This window comes from Paraburkholderia sp. RL17-373-BIF-A (genome assembly GCF_046030175.1).
In the GTDB taxonomy this organism is placed as follows: domain Bacteria; phylum Pseudomonadota; class Gammaproteobacteria; order Burkholderiales; family Burkholderiaceae; genus Paraburkholderia.
In genome coordinates this window covers 88,347-104,389 of record NZ_JARESO010000003.1, presented here as the reverse complement: position 1 = coordinate 104,389, position 16,043 = coordinate 88,347, and the positions used below count along the sequence as shown (strand labels likewise).

Genomic DNA, 16,043 nt, shown 5'->3' with positions numbered 1-16,043 from the left:
TGCTTCTATTGGCCTCTGACTTAACCCACCTAGCAATCCCGTTCAGTGATTCAAGATAGGCTAGCCCTGGACCTGTTGCAAATGGCTAACGAGAATATTGCCAGCCTCGATGGCGCCTTCCGGGAAAAAGTCCCTTATTCGGCTAATTAACGATACGGCCCTGGAGGGCGCTCTTGTCGCAACCGGGTCCTGCGCCTAATGTTTAGAAGCAGGCACGGGACAAGGGAAGGGATCGTATGCGCTGCACAAACTGCGGATTCGAGAATCCCGCTGGGGCCAGCTTCTGTGAAGCATGCCGTGCCATGCTGGCACGCACGTGTCCGCGCTGTGGACAAGAGGCGGGGTCTTCCGCGAAGTTCTGCAGCGAGTGCGGCGCGCCGCTGACTGATGGGCCCACAGGGGCGTCCGCGCAGTCCCGGTCCGTTTCAGAGCCGTCCCCGGCGCCTGTCCATTACACGCCACACCACCTTGCCGAGCGCATCCGCGCCGAGCAGGCGGCCATGGAAGCCCGGGGCGAGATCGCCGGCGAGCGCAAGACCGTCACGGCGCTATTTGCCGACATGGCGGGGTCCACGGCGCTGGTTCACGACCTGGACCCGGAAGAAGCCCAGCGCCTGATCGAGCCCGTCGTCGCGCTGATGATGGACGCTGTCCACTACTACGAGGGCTATGTCGCCAAATCGCTGGGCGACGGCATCCTGGCGTTGTTCGGCGCGCCCATCGCCCACGAGGACCATCCGCAGCGCGCGCTGTATGCGGCGCTGCGGATGCAGCATGCGATGCGCCGCCACGGGGATCGGATTCGTCTGGAAAAAGGCATCCCGCTGCAAATTCGCGTCGGCATCCACACCGGTGAGGTCGTCGTGCGTTCGATCCGCACGGACGACCTGCACACCGATTACGATCCGGTCGGCCACACGATCCACATCGCGTCCCGGATGGAAGGGATCGCCGCCCCCTCGTCGATTCTGGTGAGCGAGTGCACATACAAACTCGCCACGGGATATTTTGAGTTCAAGGCGCTGGGGGCCACCCTGGTCAAAGGGGTTCCCGAGCCGCTCGTCGTGTATGAGGTATTGGGTCCTGGCGCGTTGCGCACGCGCCTGCAACTGTCGGCATATCGCGGCCTTGCCCGATTCGTGGGCCGGCAGCTCGAACTGGACCATTTGCATGCGGCGCTGGAGGAGGTAAAAGAGGGGCGCGGACGGGTCGTCGCAGTGGCGGGCGAGGCCGGGGTCGGCAAGTCGCGCCTGTTCCATGAGTTCAAGGAGCGCTCTCAGGGCAACCGTGTGTTGCTGGAGACGTTTTCGGTTTCGCACGGCAAGGCCTTCGCCTATTTGCCGCTCATCGAGTTATTGAAGAACTATTTCCAGATCACCGCTCGCGACGACGAGCGGCAGTGTCGGGAAAAGGTTATGGGCAAGGCGTTGACTCTCGAGCGAAGCTTCGAGGATCTCGTGCCTTACCTTCTCTACCTGCTAGGCATCGGCGAGCGAGGATCGGCGCTCGCGGAAATGGATCCGCAGATCCGGCGTGACCGGACCATTGACGCGATCATCGAGCTTCTCACGCGGGAGAGCCGCGACCAGCCGATCGAGTTGTTGTTCGAGGATCTGCAATGGCTGGACCGCGAGACCGAAGCATTTCTCTTGAGCCTCATCGACCGCGTGGCGAATTCACGGATCCTGCTGCTGGTGAACTACCGGCCAGAGTATCAGCCTGTCTGGGAACGCGTGGGCCATTGCAGCCAGTTGCGACTCGAACCGCTTGGTCCGGCGGAGGCCCAGGGATTGCTCTCCGCGCTGCTTGGGGACGATCCCACCCTCGTAGCGCTCAAACAGCTCATCCTGGAGAAGACGGAGGGCAATCCCTTCTTCATGGAGGAAGTCGTCCAGACGCTGGTCGAAGAGAAATCGCTGCTGGGCGAGCCCGGCCGTTTCCGGATCGAGCACACCCCGGCTGCGCTGCATATTCCGACCACCGTGCAAGGCGTGCTGGCCGCTCGCATCGACCGGCTCCCTGTCGCGGAGAAGGACTTGCTGCAGGCGCTTGCCGTCCTCGGCAAGGAGTTTTCGTTCAGTCTGGTCCAGCGCATCTGCGAGGGGCCGGGCGCCCCGACCGATGACGCGTTGCGGGAGCTGCTGGCCCGGCTGGAGGCCGCGGAATTCATTTACGAGCGTCCCGCGTTTCCGGAGGTCGAGTATTCGTTCAAGCACGCGCTGACCCAGGAAGTCGCCGGCCGCTCGCTGCTGACTGAGCGCCGCAGCGCCTTGCACGAGCGTGCGGCGCAGGCCATCGAGGCGCTGTTCTCCACCCGTATCGCGGACTACTGGAGCGAATTGGCGCATCACTACAGGCTGAGCGGCAATGTCCCGAAGGCCGTGGAATACCTGCACCGCACCGGGCAACAGGCGCTCGAGCATTCCGCCCATCTGGACGCGATGCGTCATCTCGGCGCGGCGCGGGAGTTACTCGAGCATTTGCCTGACACGGCCGAGCGCGCTCAGCAGGAACTGACGCTGCTGCTCTCGCTGGGGCCCGCCTTGGTGGCCGTCCGCGGCTATGGCGCGCCGGAGGTCGTGGCGGCGTACACGCGCGCGCTGACGTTGTGCGAACGGATCGGCGAGACATCGAAGATCTTCCCGGTGCAACTGGGACTGAGGACTTATTACCAGCTGCGCGCGGAGTACCGTACCGCGAACGAACTGGGAGAGCGGCTGCTGCGCATGGGACGGCAGATCGGGAAACCGGCCTTGCTGGTGGAGGCGCATCTGGCGCTCGGGTCAAGCCTGTTTTTCCAGGGCGATCTCGAAGCTGCCCGCGTCCACCAGGAACAAGCGCTGGTTTTCTATTTCCAGGAAAGGCACGAAGAGCAGGTCTACGACCACGTGATCGATCCGGGCGTGCGCGCCCTGAACTTTATGGCCTGGACCCTGTGGCATCAGGGATACCCCGATCAGTCGAGCGAACGGAGTCAGGAGGGGCTTGCACTGGCCCGGAAATATAGCGGCGGCTCGAGCCTGGCGCTGACGTTGGCCTACACGGCGCAACTGCATCAGTTTCGCGGTGATGCGACGCTGACCCGCAAGTACGCGGAGGCCGTCGTGTCGCTCGCGGCCGAGCAGGGGATGTCGTTCTGGCTCGCGTGGGGAACGATTCTGCGCGGCAGGGTGCTGTGCCAGCAGGGAAGCCTCCAGGAGGGAATTGCGCAGATGCGCGAGGGAATGGCCGGCTACCGGGCGACCGGGGCCGAAATGGGGTATTCGTACTTTTTGGCGCTGCTCGCCGACAGCTACCGGCAAGCGGGCGAGACGGATGCGGGCCTCGGGGCGATCGACGAAGCGATGGCGATGGTGAGCCGTTCAGGCGAGCACTGCTACGAGGCGGAGTTGCATCGGATCAAGGGGCATCTGCTGCTCGGTGCGTTGGGCGCTCGCATCGGCGATGCCACCCGCGCGGAAGACGCGGAGGACTGCTTTCATCAGGCGATCGCAGTGGCCCGCCGTCAGGGCGCCAGGTCGTTCGAATTGCGGGCCGCATCGGGCCTCGCCCGTCTGTGGCAATGCCAGGGCAAAACGGCGGACGCGCGCCAGGCGTTGTCCGAGGTGTACGGCAACCTGGCAGAAGGCTTTGACACCGCCGACATGCGAGAGGCGAAAGCCTTGCTCGATGCGTTGGCGTTGTGCGAGGGGTGAACGATCGATGACACGTGGCGCCGACTGGTGTGTGATTGACCGGCGCACCGCGCCGGGCGAGTGCTACCGAATCCGCAGTGACCCAGGAGACGGGAAATGACGACGAAGAATACAAGACGTCGCGGCGATGACGAGCACAAGCCGGTCGCGCTGGCTTTGCAAGGTGGCGGGATGCACGGTGCGTTCACGTGGGGCGTCCTCGACCGGCTGCTCGAGGACGGCAGGCTCGCGATTGAAGGGGTGAGTGCGACCAGCGCCGGCTCGATGAATGCCGCAGTGCTCGCGTACGGGCTGCTGAAAGGGGACGAGGACGGCGCACGGCAGGCGCTGCACGACTTCTGGTACGCCGTGGCGCAATCGGCCGAGCATTACAACCCGTTGCGCTGGATGCCGTGGCTGAAAGGGACGCACAGCTTCGGGTTCGATCATTCGCCGTTATATGCGTTCGCCGACATGGCGCTGCGGATTTTCTCGCCCTACCAGTTCAATCCGAACAATCTCAATCCGCTGCGCGAGGTGCTCGACAGTCAGGTCGACTTCACCGCGTTGCGAAAACAATGTCCCATCCATCTGTACCTGTGCGCGACCAACGTCGAGACGGGGAAAATACGCCTCTTCACGGGCGAGGATATCTGCGCGGACGCCGTGCTTGCATCCGCGTGCGTGCCGACGCTGTTCCAGGCGATCGCCATCGACGGTGAACACTACTGGGACGGCGGCTACATGGGAAATCCAGCCATCTACCCGTTGATTTACCACTGCAATACGCGCGACGTCGTGATCGTCCACATCAACCCGCTCGTTCGCCGGGGCGTGCCGATTACGGCTGCCGACATTCTCAACCGCATCAGCGAAATCAGCTTCAATTCGTCGCTGATGCGTGAGATGCGCGCGATCGCCTTCGTCACAGATCTGATTCAGCATGGCAAAGTGGATGGTAACGAGATGAAGGAGATGCTGATCCATTCCATTCGATCCGACGAGGCAATGTGTGCGCTCAGCGTGTCCAGCAAGTACAACGCCGATTGGGATTTCCTTTGCGGACTGCGCGATAACGGGCGGCGCGAAGCCGATGCGTGGCTCACGCATCACTACCGGAACGTTGGGCAACGCTCGAGTATCGACATTCGCGAGGAGTTTCTTTGAGCATTGCGAGTCGATCGGCGCACAGCAACGAGGTCGCGATAGGCACGGCACCGGACGCTCACGCGTCGGCGCATGGTGCAAAGGGGCGGGAATGAGTCAGACGCAGGCGCGCTTCATCGCATTGTGGTCACGCAGCGGCGGCTTGCGCGCCGAGGCCGCCTATGCTGAGCTGGCGCAGCTATATGCCGAACCGGCGCGCTATTACCACACGCTGCGTCATATCCGCCGCTGCTTGCGCGATCTCGATCTGGCGCGTAGCGCGATTCCTCATCCCGATGTTGTGGAACTTGCGCTGTGGTGTCACGACGTGATTTACGTTCCCGGCGCGCGGGACAACGAGCAATGCAGCGCGGACTGGTTCCGGCAATGGGCAGATGACCGTATCGCTGCGGGCGGGCGTATCTGCGAAATGATCCTGGCGACGAAGCATACGCGTGTGCCGGCCGGATTGGACGACCGCTTTGCCTGCGATATCGACCTCGCGGTGCTGGGTGCTCGACGCAATCGTTTTCGCGAGGACGGGGTGCGCCTGAGAGCGGAACGTCCCGACCTCGACGACCGCGCCTACGACACGCACGAACGGACGATTCTGGGCAAGCTGCTGGCACGTCCGCGCATTTACTACACCGATTTTTTTCATGCCCGCTGCGAAACGAGCGCGCGGAGCAATCTGATATGGAGGCTTGGCCTGCCTGTGCCGCGATGACCGTGAGGTGGCGTCCGTCAACAGTCTTTGCGGTCAAAGCGCGGACGGTGTGTCTTTCATATCGCCTTCGGCCCACTCCCGAACTGCATTCGCAAATAATCGAAGTGCTGTTGGTGGGTGGCGATTCGCCGGGTAGTAAAGGCAGAGCCCAGGAAATGATGGGCTCCACTCAGTGAGCAACTGGACGAGGCGCCCCGACTGTACGTGCTCGGCTGCAATGTAATCCGGAATCCACGCAATACCTATCCCGTTGAGCGCTGCCTCGATCATGAGGTTGAGGTTGCCGAGCGTCATCGGACCATCGACATCGATGCTCGCGCTCTTTCCGCGACGTTCGAGATCCCATCGATACAGGGCGCCGCTCTCGAAACGAAAGCGGATACATCGATGTTGCGCAAGATCATGGGGCGCCTGAGGCGCGGGATGTCGCCGTAAATAGTCCGGCGATGCCACGGCCGCGAACCGCATATCGTCTCCGAAGCGCACGGCGATCATGTCGCGCGGAACGTCTTGCAGCACGCGAATGCCCGCGTCGAATCCATCGGCAACGATATCGACCAACCGCGTATCAACGACGATTTCGATATGTATGTCCGGATATCGCGTCAGGAAGCCTGGCAAGACGCCGCGCACGAGCGGTTTTGCCGCGGATTCAGACGCGCTGATGCGAATCACGCCCGACGGACGGTCGCGCGTGGAAGCCGCTTCGCTCACGGCGCTTTGCAGATCGGCGAGGGCGGGACCTACGCGCCGTAGCAACCGCTCTCCTGCCTCGGTGAGCGCGACCGAACGCGTCGTCCGGTTGAACATTCGCACGCCCAGACGCGCTTCGAACGCGCGCATGGCATGGCTGAGCGCCGACGGCGACACGCCCAGGTTACGCGCGGCCGCACTGAAGCTGCGCTGATGCGCGATCTCCACGAAGATCGTCAGATCCGAAAGACCAGCTTTCTGCATAGTTGAGAGATGTTCATAAGCCCATGCAATTGTAGGCCGATTGTTGAGTCCATCACAGCAGACTAAGCTTCATCCTTCACATGCCATTTGGCGATCCGAAGGAGATAGAGCAATGCAAAAGCGCAAGCTTGGTAACGGTGGACTCGAGGTCTCGGCGCTCGGTCTAGGTTGCATGGGTCTCAGCTTTGGTTACGGGCCGGCCGTCGGGAGAGCCGACGGCATCGCACTCATCCGTTCGGCCTTTGAGGCGGGCGTGACGTTTTTCGATACGGCAGAGTGCTACGGCCCGTTTGTCAACGAGGAACTGGTGGGCGAAGCGGTTGCGCCGTTTCGTGACCAGATCGTGATTGCGACGAAGTTCGGGTTCCAGGACGGCGATTCGAAGAATCCGTCCGACAGCCGTCCCGAACGCATCCGCGCGGTCGCGGAGGCCTCGTTGAAGCGGCTCAAGACCGATCGTATCGATCTCTTCTACCAGCATCGCGTCGATCCAAACGTTCCGATCGAAGACGTCGCGGGAACCGTGAAGGACCTCATTCGGGAAGGCAAGGTCAAGCACTTTGGTTTGTCCGAGGCGGGCGCTCAGACGATCCGCCGTGCTCATGCCGTGCAACCGGTCGCCGCGCTGCAAAGCGAGTACTCGTTGTGGTGGCGCGAGCCGGAGCAGTCCGTGCTCCCAACGCTCGATGAGCTCGGTATCGGCTTCGTTCCTTTTAGCCCGCTCGGCAAGGGTTTCCTGACCGGCACGATCAACCCGGGTACCGAGTTCGCCTCGAACGACTTTCGTAACGTCGTGCCGCGGTTTTCCGAAGCGAATCGCAAGGCGAATGCGGCGCTCGTCGACTTGCTCGGCGAGATAGCGGCCGGAAAAGGCGTGACGCGCGCGCAAATTGCACTTGCCTGGCTGCTTGCACAAAAGCCAGGGATCGTGCCGATTCCGGGCACCACGAAGCTGTATCGGTTGAAAGAGAACGTGGGGGCCGCAGCTGTGGAGTTGTCGGCGGACAATCTCGCAGCGATCGAATCAGCGTTACAGCATGTTCAAATTGCCGGAGAGCGCTATCCGGCGCATATGCAGCAACGTATTGATCGCTAACGCAAATCAATCGAACAGGTGACAAGGACCCGATATGCAGCAAGTGACTCTGAGCAATGGCGTCGACATGCCTATCCTTGGCTTCGGCGTCTATCAGATACGCGACCACGATGAATGCGAGCGCTGCGTGATCGACGCGATCGACGCGATCAACGCGATCAACGCGATCAACGCGATCAACGCGATCAGCGCGGGCTACCGCCATATTGACACCGCCGCCTCTTATATGAATGAAGAGGCGGTTGGCAAAGGTGGGCAAGAGCAGCTTCTTTTCGCATCAGGATCCGGCGATCGTCAGGTGGATGAGCGAGAGGAAGCTGGAGGTTTAGCGTCTTCGCCTACCGAGTGGATCGTTGACAATCCGCTTCTACGGCGCTGCAGTCCGCGTCCGCACCATGCAGGCACCTATTGGCGCACAATGATCAACCCACGGGTGCCTGCACCGCAGGTGTGAAGGTGCGCATCACTCGCCAGCGTATGGTCGGAAAATCGCCCGACACAGTGACGCGGACATAGCAGCCGGAGTAACGTCCGGCCGCCCGTGGCCAACTCGTCGCTCGCGAGGACCGGTAGGAGCATGGCGACGACGGCCCAGAGCGCGTCCAGGTTTTGCTGACGGATGGACCGGCCGGGCCACATTTCGATTTGGTGCCGCTACGACCGAGATAAAAGACGCAGGCCTGACCTGTCGGTGGAGTCGCGCGTATGGACACGTTCCGTAACATGAAGATTTTCGTCGAGGTCGCGGAAGCGGGCAGCTTCACGGCCGCCGCGCAGCAACTCGATGCGACGACAGGCTATGTGTCCCGTTCGGTCTCCGAACTCGAAGCGCATTTGCGTACGAGATTGCTGAACCGCACGACACGCCGGATAGCGCTCACGGAAGCCGGCGAGCGCTATCTGAACCGCTGCCATGCGATCCTCGCGTCGGTGATGGAGGCGGAGGCCGAAGCGTCCGACGCCCATGCAAAGCCGGTGGGAACGCTGAAAGTGCACGCCATGGCGAGTATCGGGCAGAACTATGTCGTGCCTGCGATCGCTGCCTATCAGGAACGCTACCCGTCGGTGACCGTCGATCTGACGCTGTCGCAGAACGTGCCCGATCTGCTCGAAGAGGGATACGACGTCGCGCTCAGGGTGTCGCCGGATGCCTTGCCCGATTCGAATTACATTTCGCATCAGCTCGGGACCGTCTACAGCGTGCTGTGCGCGGCGCCGGCGTACCTCCAGAAGCACGGCACACCCACGTCCGTCGATGATCTCTCGCATCACATTTGTCTGCAAGTGGCGATGCCCATTTTTCCGTCCGAACGCTGGCTGCTGGTTGGTCCGGATGGGGAGCGTGAATTCCGGTTGCAGAACGCTCGCTTCAAGGTCAACGTACCCGATGCGATGGCGGCCGCCTTGCACGAAGGCATGGGTATCGGTGCGCTGCCGACGTTGACGATAAGATCGGCGTTCAAGTCCGGCTCGTTGATTAGAGTGCTGCCCGACTATCATCTTCAGCTGCTGAATATTTACGCGGTCTATGCATCGCGCCAGTACCTCGACGCGAAGATCAGAACATGGATTGATTTCTTGCGGGAGTCGATCGCACAAGCGTTAAGCGCCGACGAGGCTGCATTCGGAAGCACGCCCGTCAAGTTATCCTGAAGAACGGCGCCGTACGGGGCCGTCATTGAGGAGGGAAAGCGGAGAGTACGATCGAGCCGAGTTCATCGAGTATCTCGACATACGGACGCGGCGTAACCCGCGGGTTGAGCGCAACATGATTGACGCCCGCGTCGCGCGCCTGTTCGAGGAACTCTCTCAACGCACGGCTGCCTATGGCGAACCCGCCGCGAATTCGTGTGAACGGATGATCGGGCTTCGGATGCAAATAAAGGAAACCACCAAAGGCGAGTGGTTTGAATGCGGTCGTGTTGGCGGTGGACTGTGTGAGGCTGCGCCATTCTTCTGCGAAGTTGCGCAACTCGGATGGATCCGGCACGAACCCGAGGTAACCATCCATGTTCTCGGCGATCCACTGCAACGTTTGCTGCGAGCGGCCGACGGCGATGGCGGGCGTGCGGCCATACGGCGGCTTGGGAAGCATATCCAGCGCACCCAGCGACCGTCCGAAGCGCGCCGACGCGAATTGCGGGAACGCGCTTTCGCTGACATTCCGATAAACACCGTAGGCGTCTCTGAACCGTTCGCCGCGCGTCGCGAAGTCGATGCCGAAGACAGGATACTCCGACGGCCGGTCACCACTCGACATGCCGATCACAACACGTCCGCCCGTCAGTTGATCGAGCGAGTTGACCTGTTTCGCCAACAGCAGCGGCTCGCGCATCGGCAGCACGATGCCCGTCGTGCCGAGCGTGATATTGCGCGTTGCGGCAGCGAGGTGCGCGATATAGATCAGCGGCTCGAAAATCTGCCCGGTGTCGCCATAAGCGGGATCGAAGAACGGGATGTCGCGTGCCCATAGTGCCGCGACGCCCAGGCTCTCCGCGCGTTGCGCCATCGAAATGTGCTCACGCATCGTAGGATGCGGCATGCCGGGGTGCGTTTCCAACGGCAGAATCAGCCCGACAGTGAGTTCGCGCGGCTGGAATACGCGGCTATATCCAGGATGCGACTCAAGTCGAATCGTGGTCGCGGTTGCGTCGGTGCGGGCAGGGGTGACGGACATATCCATGGCGGTTCCTCAGAGCGTGATGGGAGAGTACGCACTTTCTCGTCGGGGAAAAACGCAGCCATGCAAACAACACTTGATACACGGCGTCATCAACCGTGTTCATAAGACCTTTTCCATCTGGGCGATGAATGCGCGAATGACGACCTCGTCCGCACCGCGGCGTGAGAGACCGTGGCGTACGGAAAACAGCCGATACGTCTTCCCGGACGCATTTATTCCATCGAGGCAAAACTGTTGTTCGGCGAGGTGTCGTGCCAAACAGCCGCCGTGACTCCTATAGTTCGCTTGGACCGCATGCCGGTTTTATCAGCCAACCTGTACCAAGGCTCTATGTGCGCACTACTGCCCTTTATCGATCTGTTCAAACGGCGCCATGGCGGCGCCGCACGGTGTGATCATGAAACGTTTTAGTCTGATCGCGTCACTATGTGTTGCGTCGCTCATGTCGCCGGCAATTCAGGCGCAAGAACCGCCGCCGTCCGGCTACCACTACAGCTTGCCGCTCGACGTCGCTCTCGACGCGGCGAAAGAAGCGATACGCGTGTGTGAAACGAAGCGTTACTGGGTGACCGCCACGGTGCTCGACATGGATGGCGTGCCGCAAGTGGTACTGCGCGGGGACAGGAGCACGGTACACACCGCTGAATCGAGCATGCGTAAAGCGTTCACCGTCGTGACCCTAGGGCCGGAATTCGGCTTTGACCGGTCGAGTGGCTTTTTCGAATTGATGAAGACGAGTCCGTACGCACCGCAACTCGCGACCGTGCACAACGTCATGGCGTTGCCGGGTGCGGTAGCGTTCAAGGTGAACGGAGAGATAGTAGGCGCGCTCGGTATCGGCGGCGCACCCGGCGGCGACAAGGACGAAGTGTGCGCTGCGGCGGGCGTCGCGAAAGTCGCGGACCGCTTGCCGCACTGAGCCGTCGAGTCTCACTAAAAGTCCGCGATGCATGCCGGGTCGGCAAGAAGATCATCGGGCGAGATCCTGGTAACAGTACGCGCTCAGGCGGCCGCAACTCGTGGATCGAAGTCGAACTCGAGCCGAATTCCGCCCGGTTCGAAAATCATCGTGTGCCGTTTTGGGCCGGCACCCAGGGGTTCGGGCGCAAATTGAACTTCGACACCAGGCCATTTGGACACCTTCGAGAACACGTCGTCAAGCGCTGCTTCACTGCCGACGCGCAGGGCCAGGTGGTGCAGGCCTACGTTCGTTTTGCGGTCGAATTCCACGCGGCCCGCTTGATTCTGCACTTCCCACAGCGTCAGCATCACGTGCCCGTCAGACACGAATGCAGCCGGATAGTCCGGCTTCTCGCCAATTTGCGTCCATCCCAAACAATTGATGAAAAAGTCGCGAGTGAGATTCAGATCACGAACGGTCAAGCCGATGTGATCGATGCCAAGCGTCAGCGGTTTCGCAGTCATTTCGAGCCTCCGGGTTGTGGTGATGATGCTACCGCAGAAAAGCAATGTCGATCGATGGCGCGCGGGGCGGCGCGATCAGATCGCAATGGATGTAGTCGGGACGCTCAGTCGTGCATGGCGAGCCAGTCGATGCGTGCATTCACGCGCACCCGGTAAACGATGTCTTGATTGATCTGGGGTTAACCCCGACAACGTTGAAGCATAGACTTCATTCACCGCTTCAAACAACTGAGTCTGTTGCAGGCAGGTCCAACATTTATCGAGGTGTTTGTCATGAAATCATTTATCCGTGGAGTCCTTATTGCCGGCGCTCTTGTGATTCCCGCTGCGTCCTTCGCTCAATCGACGGAGCACACGACACGTGCGCAGGTCCGCGCAGAACTCGTGCAACTGGAGAGTGTGGGTTATCACGTCGGCGACGGTGATCCGACGCACTATCCTGATGCAATCCAGGCCGCCGAAGCGAAGGTGGCGGCGCGCGATGCATCGACGAGCAACTACGGTGGCGCATCGAGCAGTACATCCCAGTCGAGTGGTGGCGTGTCGGCAGCGGACTGGAATGCAATGTATAGCCGCTGAGCGGTGATGGTGTTTCTTCTGGTACCAGGACGCGGCCATGACGGCCTCCCGTCCTGGTTTGCGCTGATGCCCATCCATAGAGTCCGACGCGGACTCAAAGAACGAATACAAGAACTCTTGGCCGGCGGCAATAACTCGATTACTCTTTTCATTGGAATTGCGTAGGCGGTCATAGCGCCCCGTCATTGCCCTGCGCACTGGTGACTGTCGGCCAACCGATGGCGGCGCCCATCAGCATTGGAGGAGGAGCCGCGATGAGCAACGAGTCAGGGCCGGAAGGCGGTACGCCTTCCCCTCAGCCTTCCGCGGATGGAAGCCGTATCGACGACGCATTCGCCGATGACCCGGCCGTGCGCGATCACCCGCGTTACCAACAGATGTTTCCGGTGCTCACCGATGCGGAAGTCGACAAGGTGCGCCGCTTCGGCAGCTTGTCCCGCTACGTCAAAGGCGAATTGCTCTACCGTGCGGGAAGTCTCTGCCCCGGAATGTTCGTCCTGCTGTCAGGCAAAGTTCGGATAGTCGGCCGCGATGGCCTCGGCCACGAACGGATCATTCACACCTATACGCAGCGCGGCGAGTTCACCTCGGATGTCACCCAGCTCTCGAGCAAGCCCGCGGTTGTCGACGCGCATGTCGTCGAAGATGTCGAAGCGGTGTTGTTGCGGCCCGATGAACTCAGCACCATGATGATCAGTGAAGCCGATCTTGGCGAAAAGATCATGCGCGCACTGATTCTGCGGCGTGTCCTCGTGATCGAGCGCGGACAAGGGGTGATTCTTGTTGGCTCATCCAATCATCCGCAACTGCGCGCGCTGCAGAATTTCCTGCGCCGCAATGCTTTTCCGAATATGACGCTCGATGCCGAGCAGGATGCCGAAGCCATTGCGCTGCTCGAGCGCCTGACGCCACAGCCCGATGACTTCCCACTTGTGGTTTGTCCGGACGGTACTGTGCTGCGAAATCCCGACGAGGGGCAGCTCGCATCTTGCCTCGGACTGATCCCCGAGTTCGATCCGACGCACGTCTACGATGTGGCGATAGTCGGCGCAGGCCCGGCTGGACTGGCGGCGGCCGTATACGCGGCATCCGAGGGACTGTCGGTCGCGGCGCTCGACTGTCGCGCACCCGGCGGCCAGGCCGGTACGAGTGCACGCATCGAGAACTATCTGGGCTTTCCCACCGGTATCACGGGTCAGGCTCTCGCGGGCCGCGCGTTTGTCCAGGCGCAGAAGTTCGGCGCACATATCGGCATTCCGTGCGAGGTCAAGGCGTTGTATTGCCATAAGCAACCGCTTGTCATAGAGCTTGCCGATGGCCGCCGCATTGCCACACGCACTGTGGTCATCGCCAGTGGTGCGGAGTATCGGCGACCTGATGTCGAGGATCTCCCGCGCTTCGAACGCTGTGGCGTTTATTACTGGGCTACGCCAATCGAGGCAAGGCTGTGCCGCAAGGAGCCGGTGTTGCTGGTCGGTGGCGGCAATTCAGCGGGACAAGCGGCGGTGTTTCTGGCGTCGCACGCCGAGCATGTGCATATGTTCATTCGCAGCGCGAGTCTCGAACACAGCATGTCGCATTATCTGGCCGAACGTGTCGCATCTCTGGCGAACGTGACGCTTCATACGCGTATCGAACTGACCGCGCTCGAAGGGGCAGCACGCCTCGAGCGTGTGCACTACCGCGGTGCTGGTGGCATTGAAGGAAGCATGACGGCACATCATCTGTTCGTATTCATCGGCGCGGAACCGAATACTGAATGGCTCAAGACATGCAGCGTGTCGCTCGACAGTAAGGGGTTCGTCTTGACGGGGACCGATCTCGAGGAAGCGGGCGTCCATTCCATGCCGTTGCAGACGAGCGTCGAGGGTGTCTTCGCGATCGGCGACGTTCGTTCAGGATCGACGAAGCGTGTCGCGTCGGCTGTGGGTGAGGGCGCGGCCGTGGTGGCCCAGATTCACGGATTCCTGACCGGTGCGCGGTGAGTCATTCGAACTAGCAACCTTCATATTCAGGCTGACGCCTTTCAGCAAATGCGGCGACCCCTTCGGTTGCATCATTGGTAAGCGACCTTTGACGAAACGATACGTGCAGCGAAGGCCAGGTTCGACGGATCTGAAAAACGGCGTTGACTCGCTGATTTACCACTAGAAGAATTGTCGCAGTCGAAAAGAACCTCGGACAGAACCTCGCAGCTCAATACGAAGTGCATACGAGTCTTAACGGCTGGCATCCTGAGGCACAGGCGGAATATACAGCCGGCTGGTCACGAGCATCACCGCTGCCAACACAACAATCCCGGTGAGAATGCCGGAAAGCCGCATAAGCGCGGGTAACGGATCGGCTGACCAATGATGATCCTGGACAAACACCATGATGAACGCGATGGTGAACTGCCGGCCCACGTAGCTTGCTCCTTCGCGTCCCGTTTGCACGTGACATCCTGCCCACACGCCGATGGACAGCGCGAGCATGCAGAGCATCGCTTGCCCCTGCATCAGAGGGAGTAGCGCCACACCGATCGCACCGGCCAGCAGACAGCCGGCCACGCGTTGCACCATCTTTTCCATGACCGGCTGCCGCGTTCTGTCTATTGCCAGCCCCGGCGGCACGATCAGCACGGCGATCGCCGTGACCATTGCTTGCGCGAAACCCGGTAGATGCAGCACGAAGGTCAGGGAGGCGAGGATTGTGATGGACAGCGCGGCCTGCAAGCACAGCAGCATGCGGGTCGAGCGCGCTGATTCCAATGGCGGCGTCAAGATCGCAGCGGAAGGCACGCCCGAATCGCCCGCTGCGCGAGCGACTGAAGCCGCCAATGATGTTCTGTTCTTTCGGTACCACTTCGGCCCGAAATGAAACACGCTCGCCACCAGCAGACAAGCAAGTGTTCCGACCGCGACCTCGGCGACTCGCAGCACCGCGAATATTGCGGTCGCCCGGACGGTCGCGAACTTGTGCGCTTCGTACGTCACCATCAGGGCCGTCACGCCGCCCAGAATCCAGGCGTAGGCCGCTTTGGACCCGTTGGCTCGATACACCGTGACAGCGCCGATCACCCCTAACGCGGGCACGAACAGCCACGGGCGGTCACCAATCCAGGGCCCCGCCAGGGTTCCCAGCGCCGCGCCTATCACCGTGCCCATGATCCGGTGTGCGGCACGCTGCACGGAGCCGGCAAAACTCGTTTGCATGACTGCAAAGCCGCTGATTGCGGCCCACCACGTGTCCGATAGATGCAACGCGTTGGCAAGCGCGACAGAGAGTGCGACCGAGAGCATCGCTTCGGCCCCGAATGTCGCGCGCGCTCCGGAAGGCTTCCAGGCCGCCAGTTCACGCCCGAGCCCGAATAGGGCCGTCCGGCAGATCTGAGCAAGCGTACCGAAGAGCGTCATCTATGCCGCCGCAGTCTCGTAACGCCTGCGCGAGGGACATAGTCGAGCGGAATGGCCGCATCGCGATAAGTGAGTCTTCCGGGCAAGAGTGATCTGCCAGGCTTCGCGCACATGTGGCCCAAGCACTGCACCACAATAGAGGAGCGCAAGCACAGCGGCAGAAATAACATAGTGATCCATGGGGAACCGGCCTCCGTCGATCGCACGGGTCATGACACTTACGTCGAGTCGTCCTCGCAGTCATGCCGCAGATTATATGGCTGGCGATGCAAAAGGCCATGCGTTATCCGGCGCATGGCCTGGCGGATCCGAATGGGTGGCTGATCCGGGCTTCCAGAAGGTCACGTCAGAAGGGGTGACG

Annotated in this window: 12 protein-coding genes and 1 pseudogene; 9 read left to right on the top strand and 4 right to left on the bottom strand. The window is 61.3% G+C overall.

Features of this window, described 5'->3' with window-relative positions; genetic code table 11:
• Positions 1-236 precede the first annotated feature (236 nt).
• The 3 genes from P0D80_RS04640 to P0D80_RS04630 all read left to right on the top strand — a co-directional run bounded on the left by P0D80_RS04640 (position 237) and on the right by P0D80_RS04630 (position 5,547).
• Positions 237-3,695 carry an adenylate/guanylate cyclase domain-containing protein gene (locus P0D80_RS04640; protein ID WP_408281638.1) on the top strand — a complete coding sequence of 1,153 codons (3,459 nt, stop codon included), beginning with the start codon at positions 237-239 and terminating at the stop codon, positions 3,693-3,695.
• A 96-nt stretch (positions 3,696-3,791) separates the two neighbouring features.
• Positions 3,792-4,841, top strand: coding sequence for a patatin-like phospholipase family protein (locus P0D80_RS04635; RefSeq protein WP_408177147.1), 1,050 nt, complete (start codon positions 3,792-3,794; stop codon positions 4,839-4,841).
• 91 nt (positions 4,842-4,932) lie between these two features.
• A complete protein-coding gene (locus P0D80_RS04630; protein ID WP_408177148.1) occupies positions 4,933-5,547 on the top strand; it encodes an HD domain-containing protein in 615 nt (204 codons plus the stop codon).
• Between the two features lie 33 nt (positions 5,548-5,580).
• On the opposite strand, the gene P0D80_RS04625 is transcribed toward P0D80_RS04630, so the two are convergent.
• The gene (locus P0D80_RS04625) at positions 5,581-6,504 is read right to left on the bottom strand and encodes a LysR family transcriptional regulator (RefSeq protein ID WP_408281635.1); all 924 of its coding nucleotides are present in this window, start codon (positions 6,502-6,504) and stop codon (positions 5,581-5,583) included.
• 112 nt (positions 6,505-6,616) lie between these two features.
• Here P0D80_RS04625 and P0D80_RS04620 point away from each other — a divergent pair, with 112 nt between their 5' ends.
• The 3 genes and pseudogenes from P0D80_RS04620 to P0D80_RS04610 all read left to right on the top strand — a co-directional run bounded on the left by P0D80_RS04620 (position 6,617) and on the right by P0D80_RS04610 (position 9,253).
• On the top strand, positions 6,617-7,600 hold the full coding sequence (locus tag P0D80_RS04620) for an aldo/keto reductase (protein ID WP_408281633.1): 984 nt from the start codon (positions 6,617-6,619) through the stop codon (positions 7,598-7,600).
• A 34-nt stretch (positions 7,601-7,634) separates the two neighbouring features.
• A pseudogene (locus P0D80_RS04615) lies at positions 7,635-7,853 on the top strand (hypothetical protein); the annotation flags it as partial.
• Positions 7,854-8,305: 452 nt separating this feature from the next.
• The gene (locus P0D80_RS04610) at positions 8,306-9,253 is read left to right on the top strand and encodes a LysR family transcriptional regulator (RefSeq protein WP_408281631.1); all 948 of its coding nucleotides are present in this window, start codon (positions 8,306-8,308) and stop codon (positions 9,251-9,253) included.
• A 22-nt stretch (positions 9,254-9,275) separates the two neighbouring features.
• Here P0D80_RS04610 and P0D80_RS04605 read toward each other — a convergent pair whose 3' ends face one another.
• Positions 9,276-10,283: a TIGR03571 family LLM class oxidoreductase gene (locus tag P0D80_RS04605; protein ID WP_408281628.1), complete on the bottom strand. Its 1,008-nt coding sequence runs from the start codon at positions 10,281-10,283 to the stop codon at positions 9,276-9,278.
• A gap of 397 nt (positions 10,284-10,680) precedes the next feature.
• On the opposite strand from P0D80_RS04605, the gene P0D80_RS04600 reads away from it, so the two are divergent.
• The gene (locus P0D80_RS04600) at positions 10,681-11,202 is read left to right on the top strand and encodes a GlcG/HbpS family heme-binding protein (RefSeq protein ID WP_408281626.1); all 522 of its coding nucleotides are present in this window, start codon (positions 10,681-10,683) and stop codon (positions 11,200-11,202) included.
• Positions 11,203-11,285: 83 nt separating this feature from the next.
• Here the strand turns inward: P0D80_RS04600 and P0D80_RS04595 are convergent, their stop codons facing one another.
• Entirely contained in the window at positions 11,286-11,708 is a 423-nt protein-coding gene (locus P0D80_RS04595) for a VOC family protein (RefSeq protein ID WP_408177228.1), read from the bottom strand.
• A gap of 273 nt (positions 11,709-11,981) precedes the next feature.
• Here P0D80_RS04595 and P0D80_RS04590 point away from each other — a divergent pair, with 273 nt between their 5' ends.
• Positions 11,982-12,287: a DUF4148 domain-containing protein gene (locus P0D80_RS04590; RefSeq protein WP_408177153.1), complete on the top strand. Its 306-nt coding sequence runs from the start codon at positions 11,982-11,984 to the stop codon at positions 12,285-12,287.
• Positions 12,288-12,541: 254 nt separating this feature from the next.
• On the top strand, positions 12,542-14,272 hold the full coding sequence (locus P0D80_RS04585; RefSeq protein ID WP_408177154.1) for an FAD-dependent oxidoreductase: 1,731 nt from the start codon (positions 12,542-12,544) through the stop codon (positions 14,270-14,272).
• Positions 14,273-14,506: 234 nt separating this feature from the next.
• On the opposite strand, the gene P0D80_RS04580 is transcribed toward P0D80_RS04585, so the two are convergent.
• A complete protein-coding gene (locus P0D80_RS04580) occupies positions 14,507-15,682 on the bottom strand; it encodes an FUSC family protein (RefSeq protein ID WP_408281623.1) in 1,176 nt (391 codons plus the stop codon).
• Positions 15,683-16,043: the final 361 nt, after the last annotated feature.

What these genes read in the sequence shown, in the direction of transcription:
- P0D80_RS04580 (WP_408281623.1), bottom strand. Translation starts at nt 15,682, where the DNA reads ATGACGCTCTTCGGTACGCTTGCTCAGATCTGCCGGACGGCCCTATTC.
- P0D80_RS04595 (WP_408177228.1), bottom strand. Translation starts at nt 11,708, where the DNA reads ATGACTGCGAAACCGCTGACGCTTGGCATCGATCACATCGGCTTGACC.
- P0D80_RS04625 (WP_408281635.1), bottom strand. Translation starts at nt 6,504, where the DNA reads ATGCAGAAAGCTGGTCTTTCGGATCTGACGATCTTCGTGGAGATCGCG.
- P0D80_RS04605 (WP_408281628.1), bottom strand. Translation starts at nt 10,283, where the DNA reads ATGGATATGTCCGTCACCCCTGCCCGCACCGACGCAACCGCGACCACG.
- P0D80_RS04620 (WP_408281633.1), top strand. Translation starts at nt 6,617, where the DNA reads ATGCAAAAGCGCAAGCTTGGTAACGGTGGACTCGAGGTCTCGGCGCTC.
- P0D80_RS04640 (WP_408281638.1), top strand. Translation starts at nt 237, where the DNA reads ATGCGCTGCACAAACTGCGGATTCGAGAATCCCGCTGGGGCCAGCTTC.
- P0D80_RS04590 (WP_408177153.1), top strand. Translation starts at nt 11,982, where the DNA reads ATGAAATCATTTATCCGTGGAGTCCTTATTGCCGGCGCTCTTGTGATT.
- P0D80_RS04610 (WP_408281631.1), top strand. Translation starts at nt 8,306, where the DNA reads ATGGACACGTTCCGTAACATGAAGATTTTCGTCGAGGTCGCGGAAGCG.
- P0D80_RS04635 (WP_408177147.1), top strand. Translation starts at nt 3,792, where the DNA reads ATGACGACGAAGAATACAAGACGTCGCGGCGATGACGAGCACAAGCCG.
- P0D80_RS04630 (WP_408177148.1), top strand. Translation starts at nt 4,933, where the DNA reads ATGAGTCAGACGCAGGCGCGCTTCATCGCATTGTGGTCACGCAGCGGC.
- P0D80_RS04585 (WP_408177154.1), top strand. Translation starts at nt 12,542, where the DNA reads ATGAGCAACGAGTCAGGGCCGGAAGGCGGTACGCCTTCCCCTCAGCCT.
- P0D80_RS04600 (WP_408281626.1), top strand. Translation starts at nt 10,681, where the DNA reads ATGAAACGTTTTAGTCTGATCGCGTCACTATGTGTTGCGTCGCTCATG.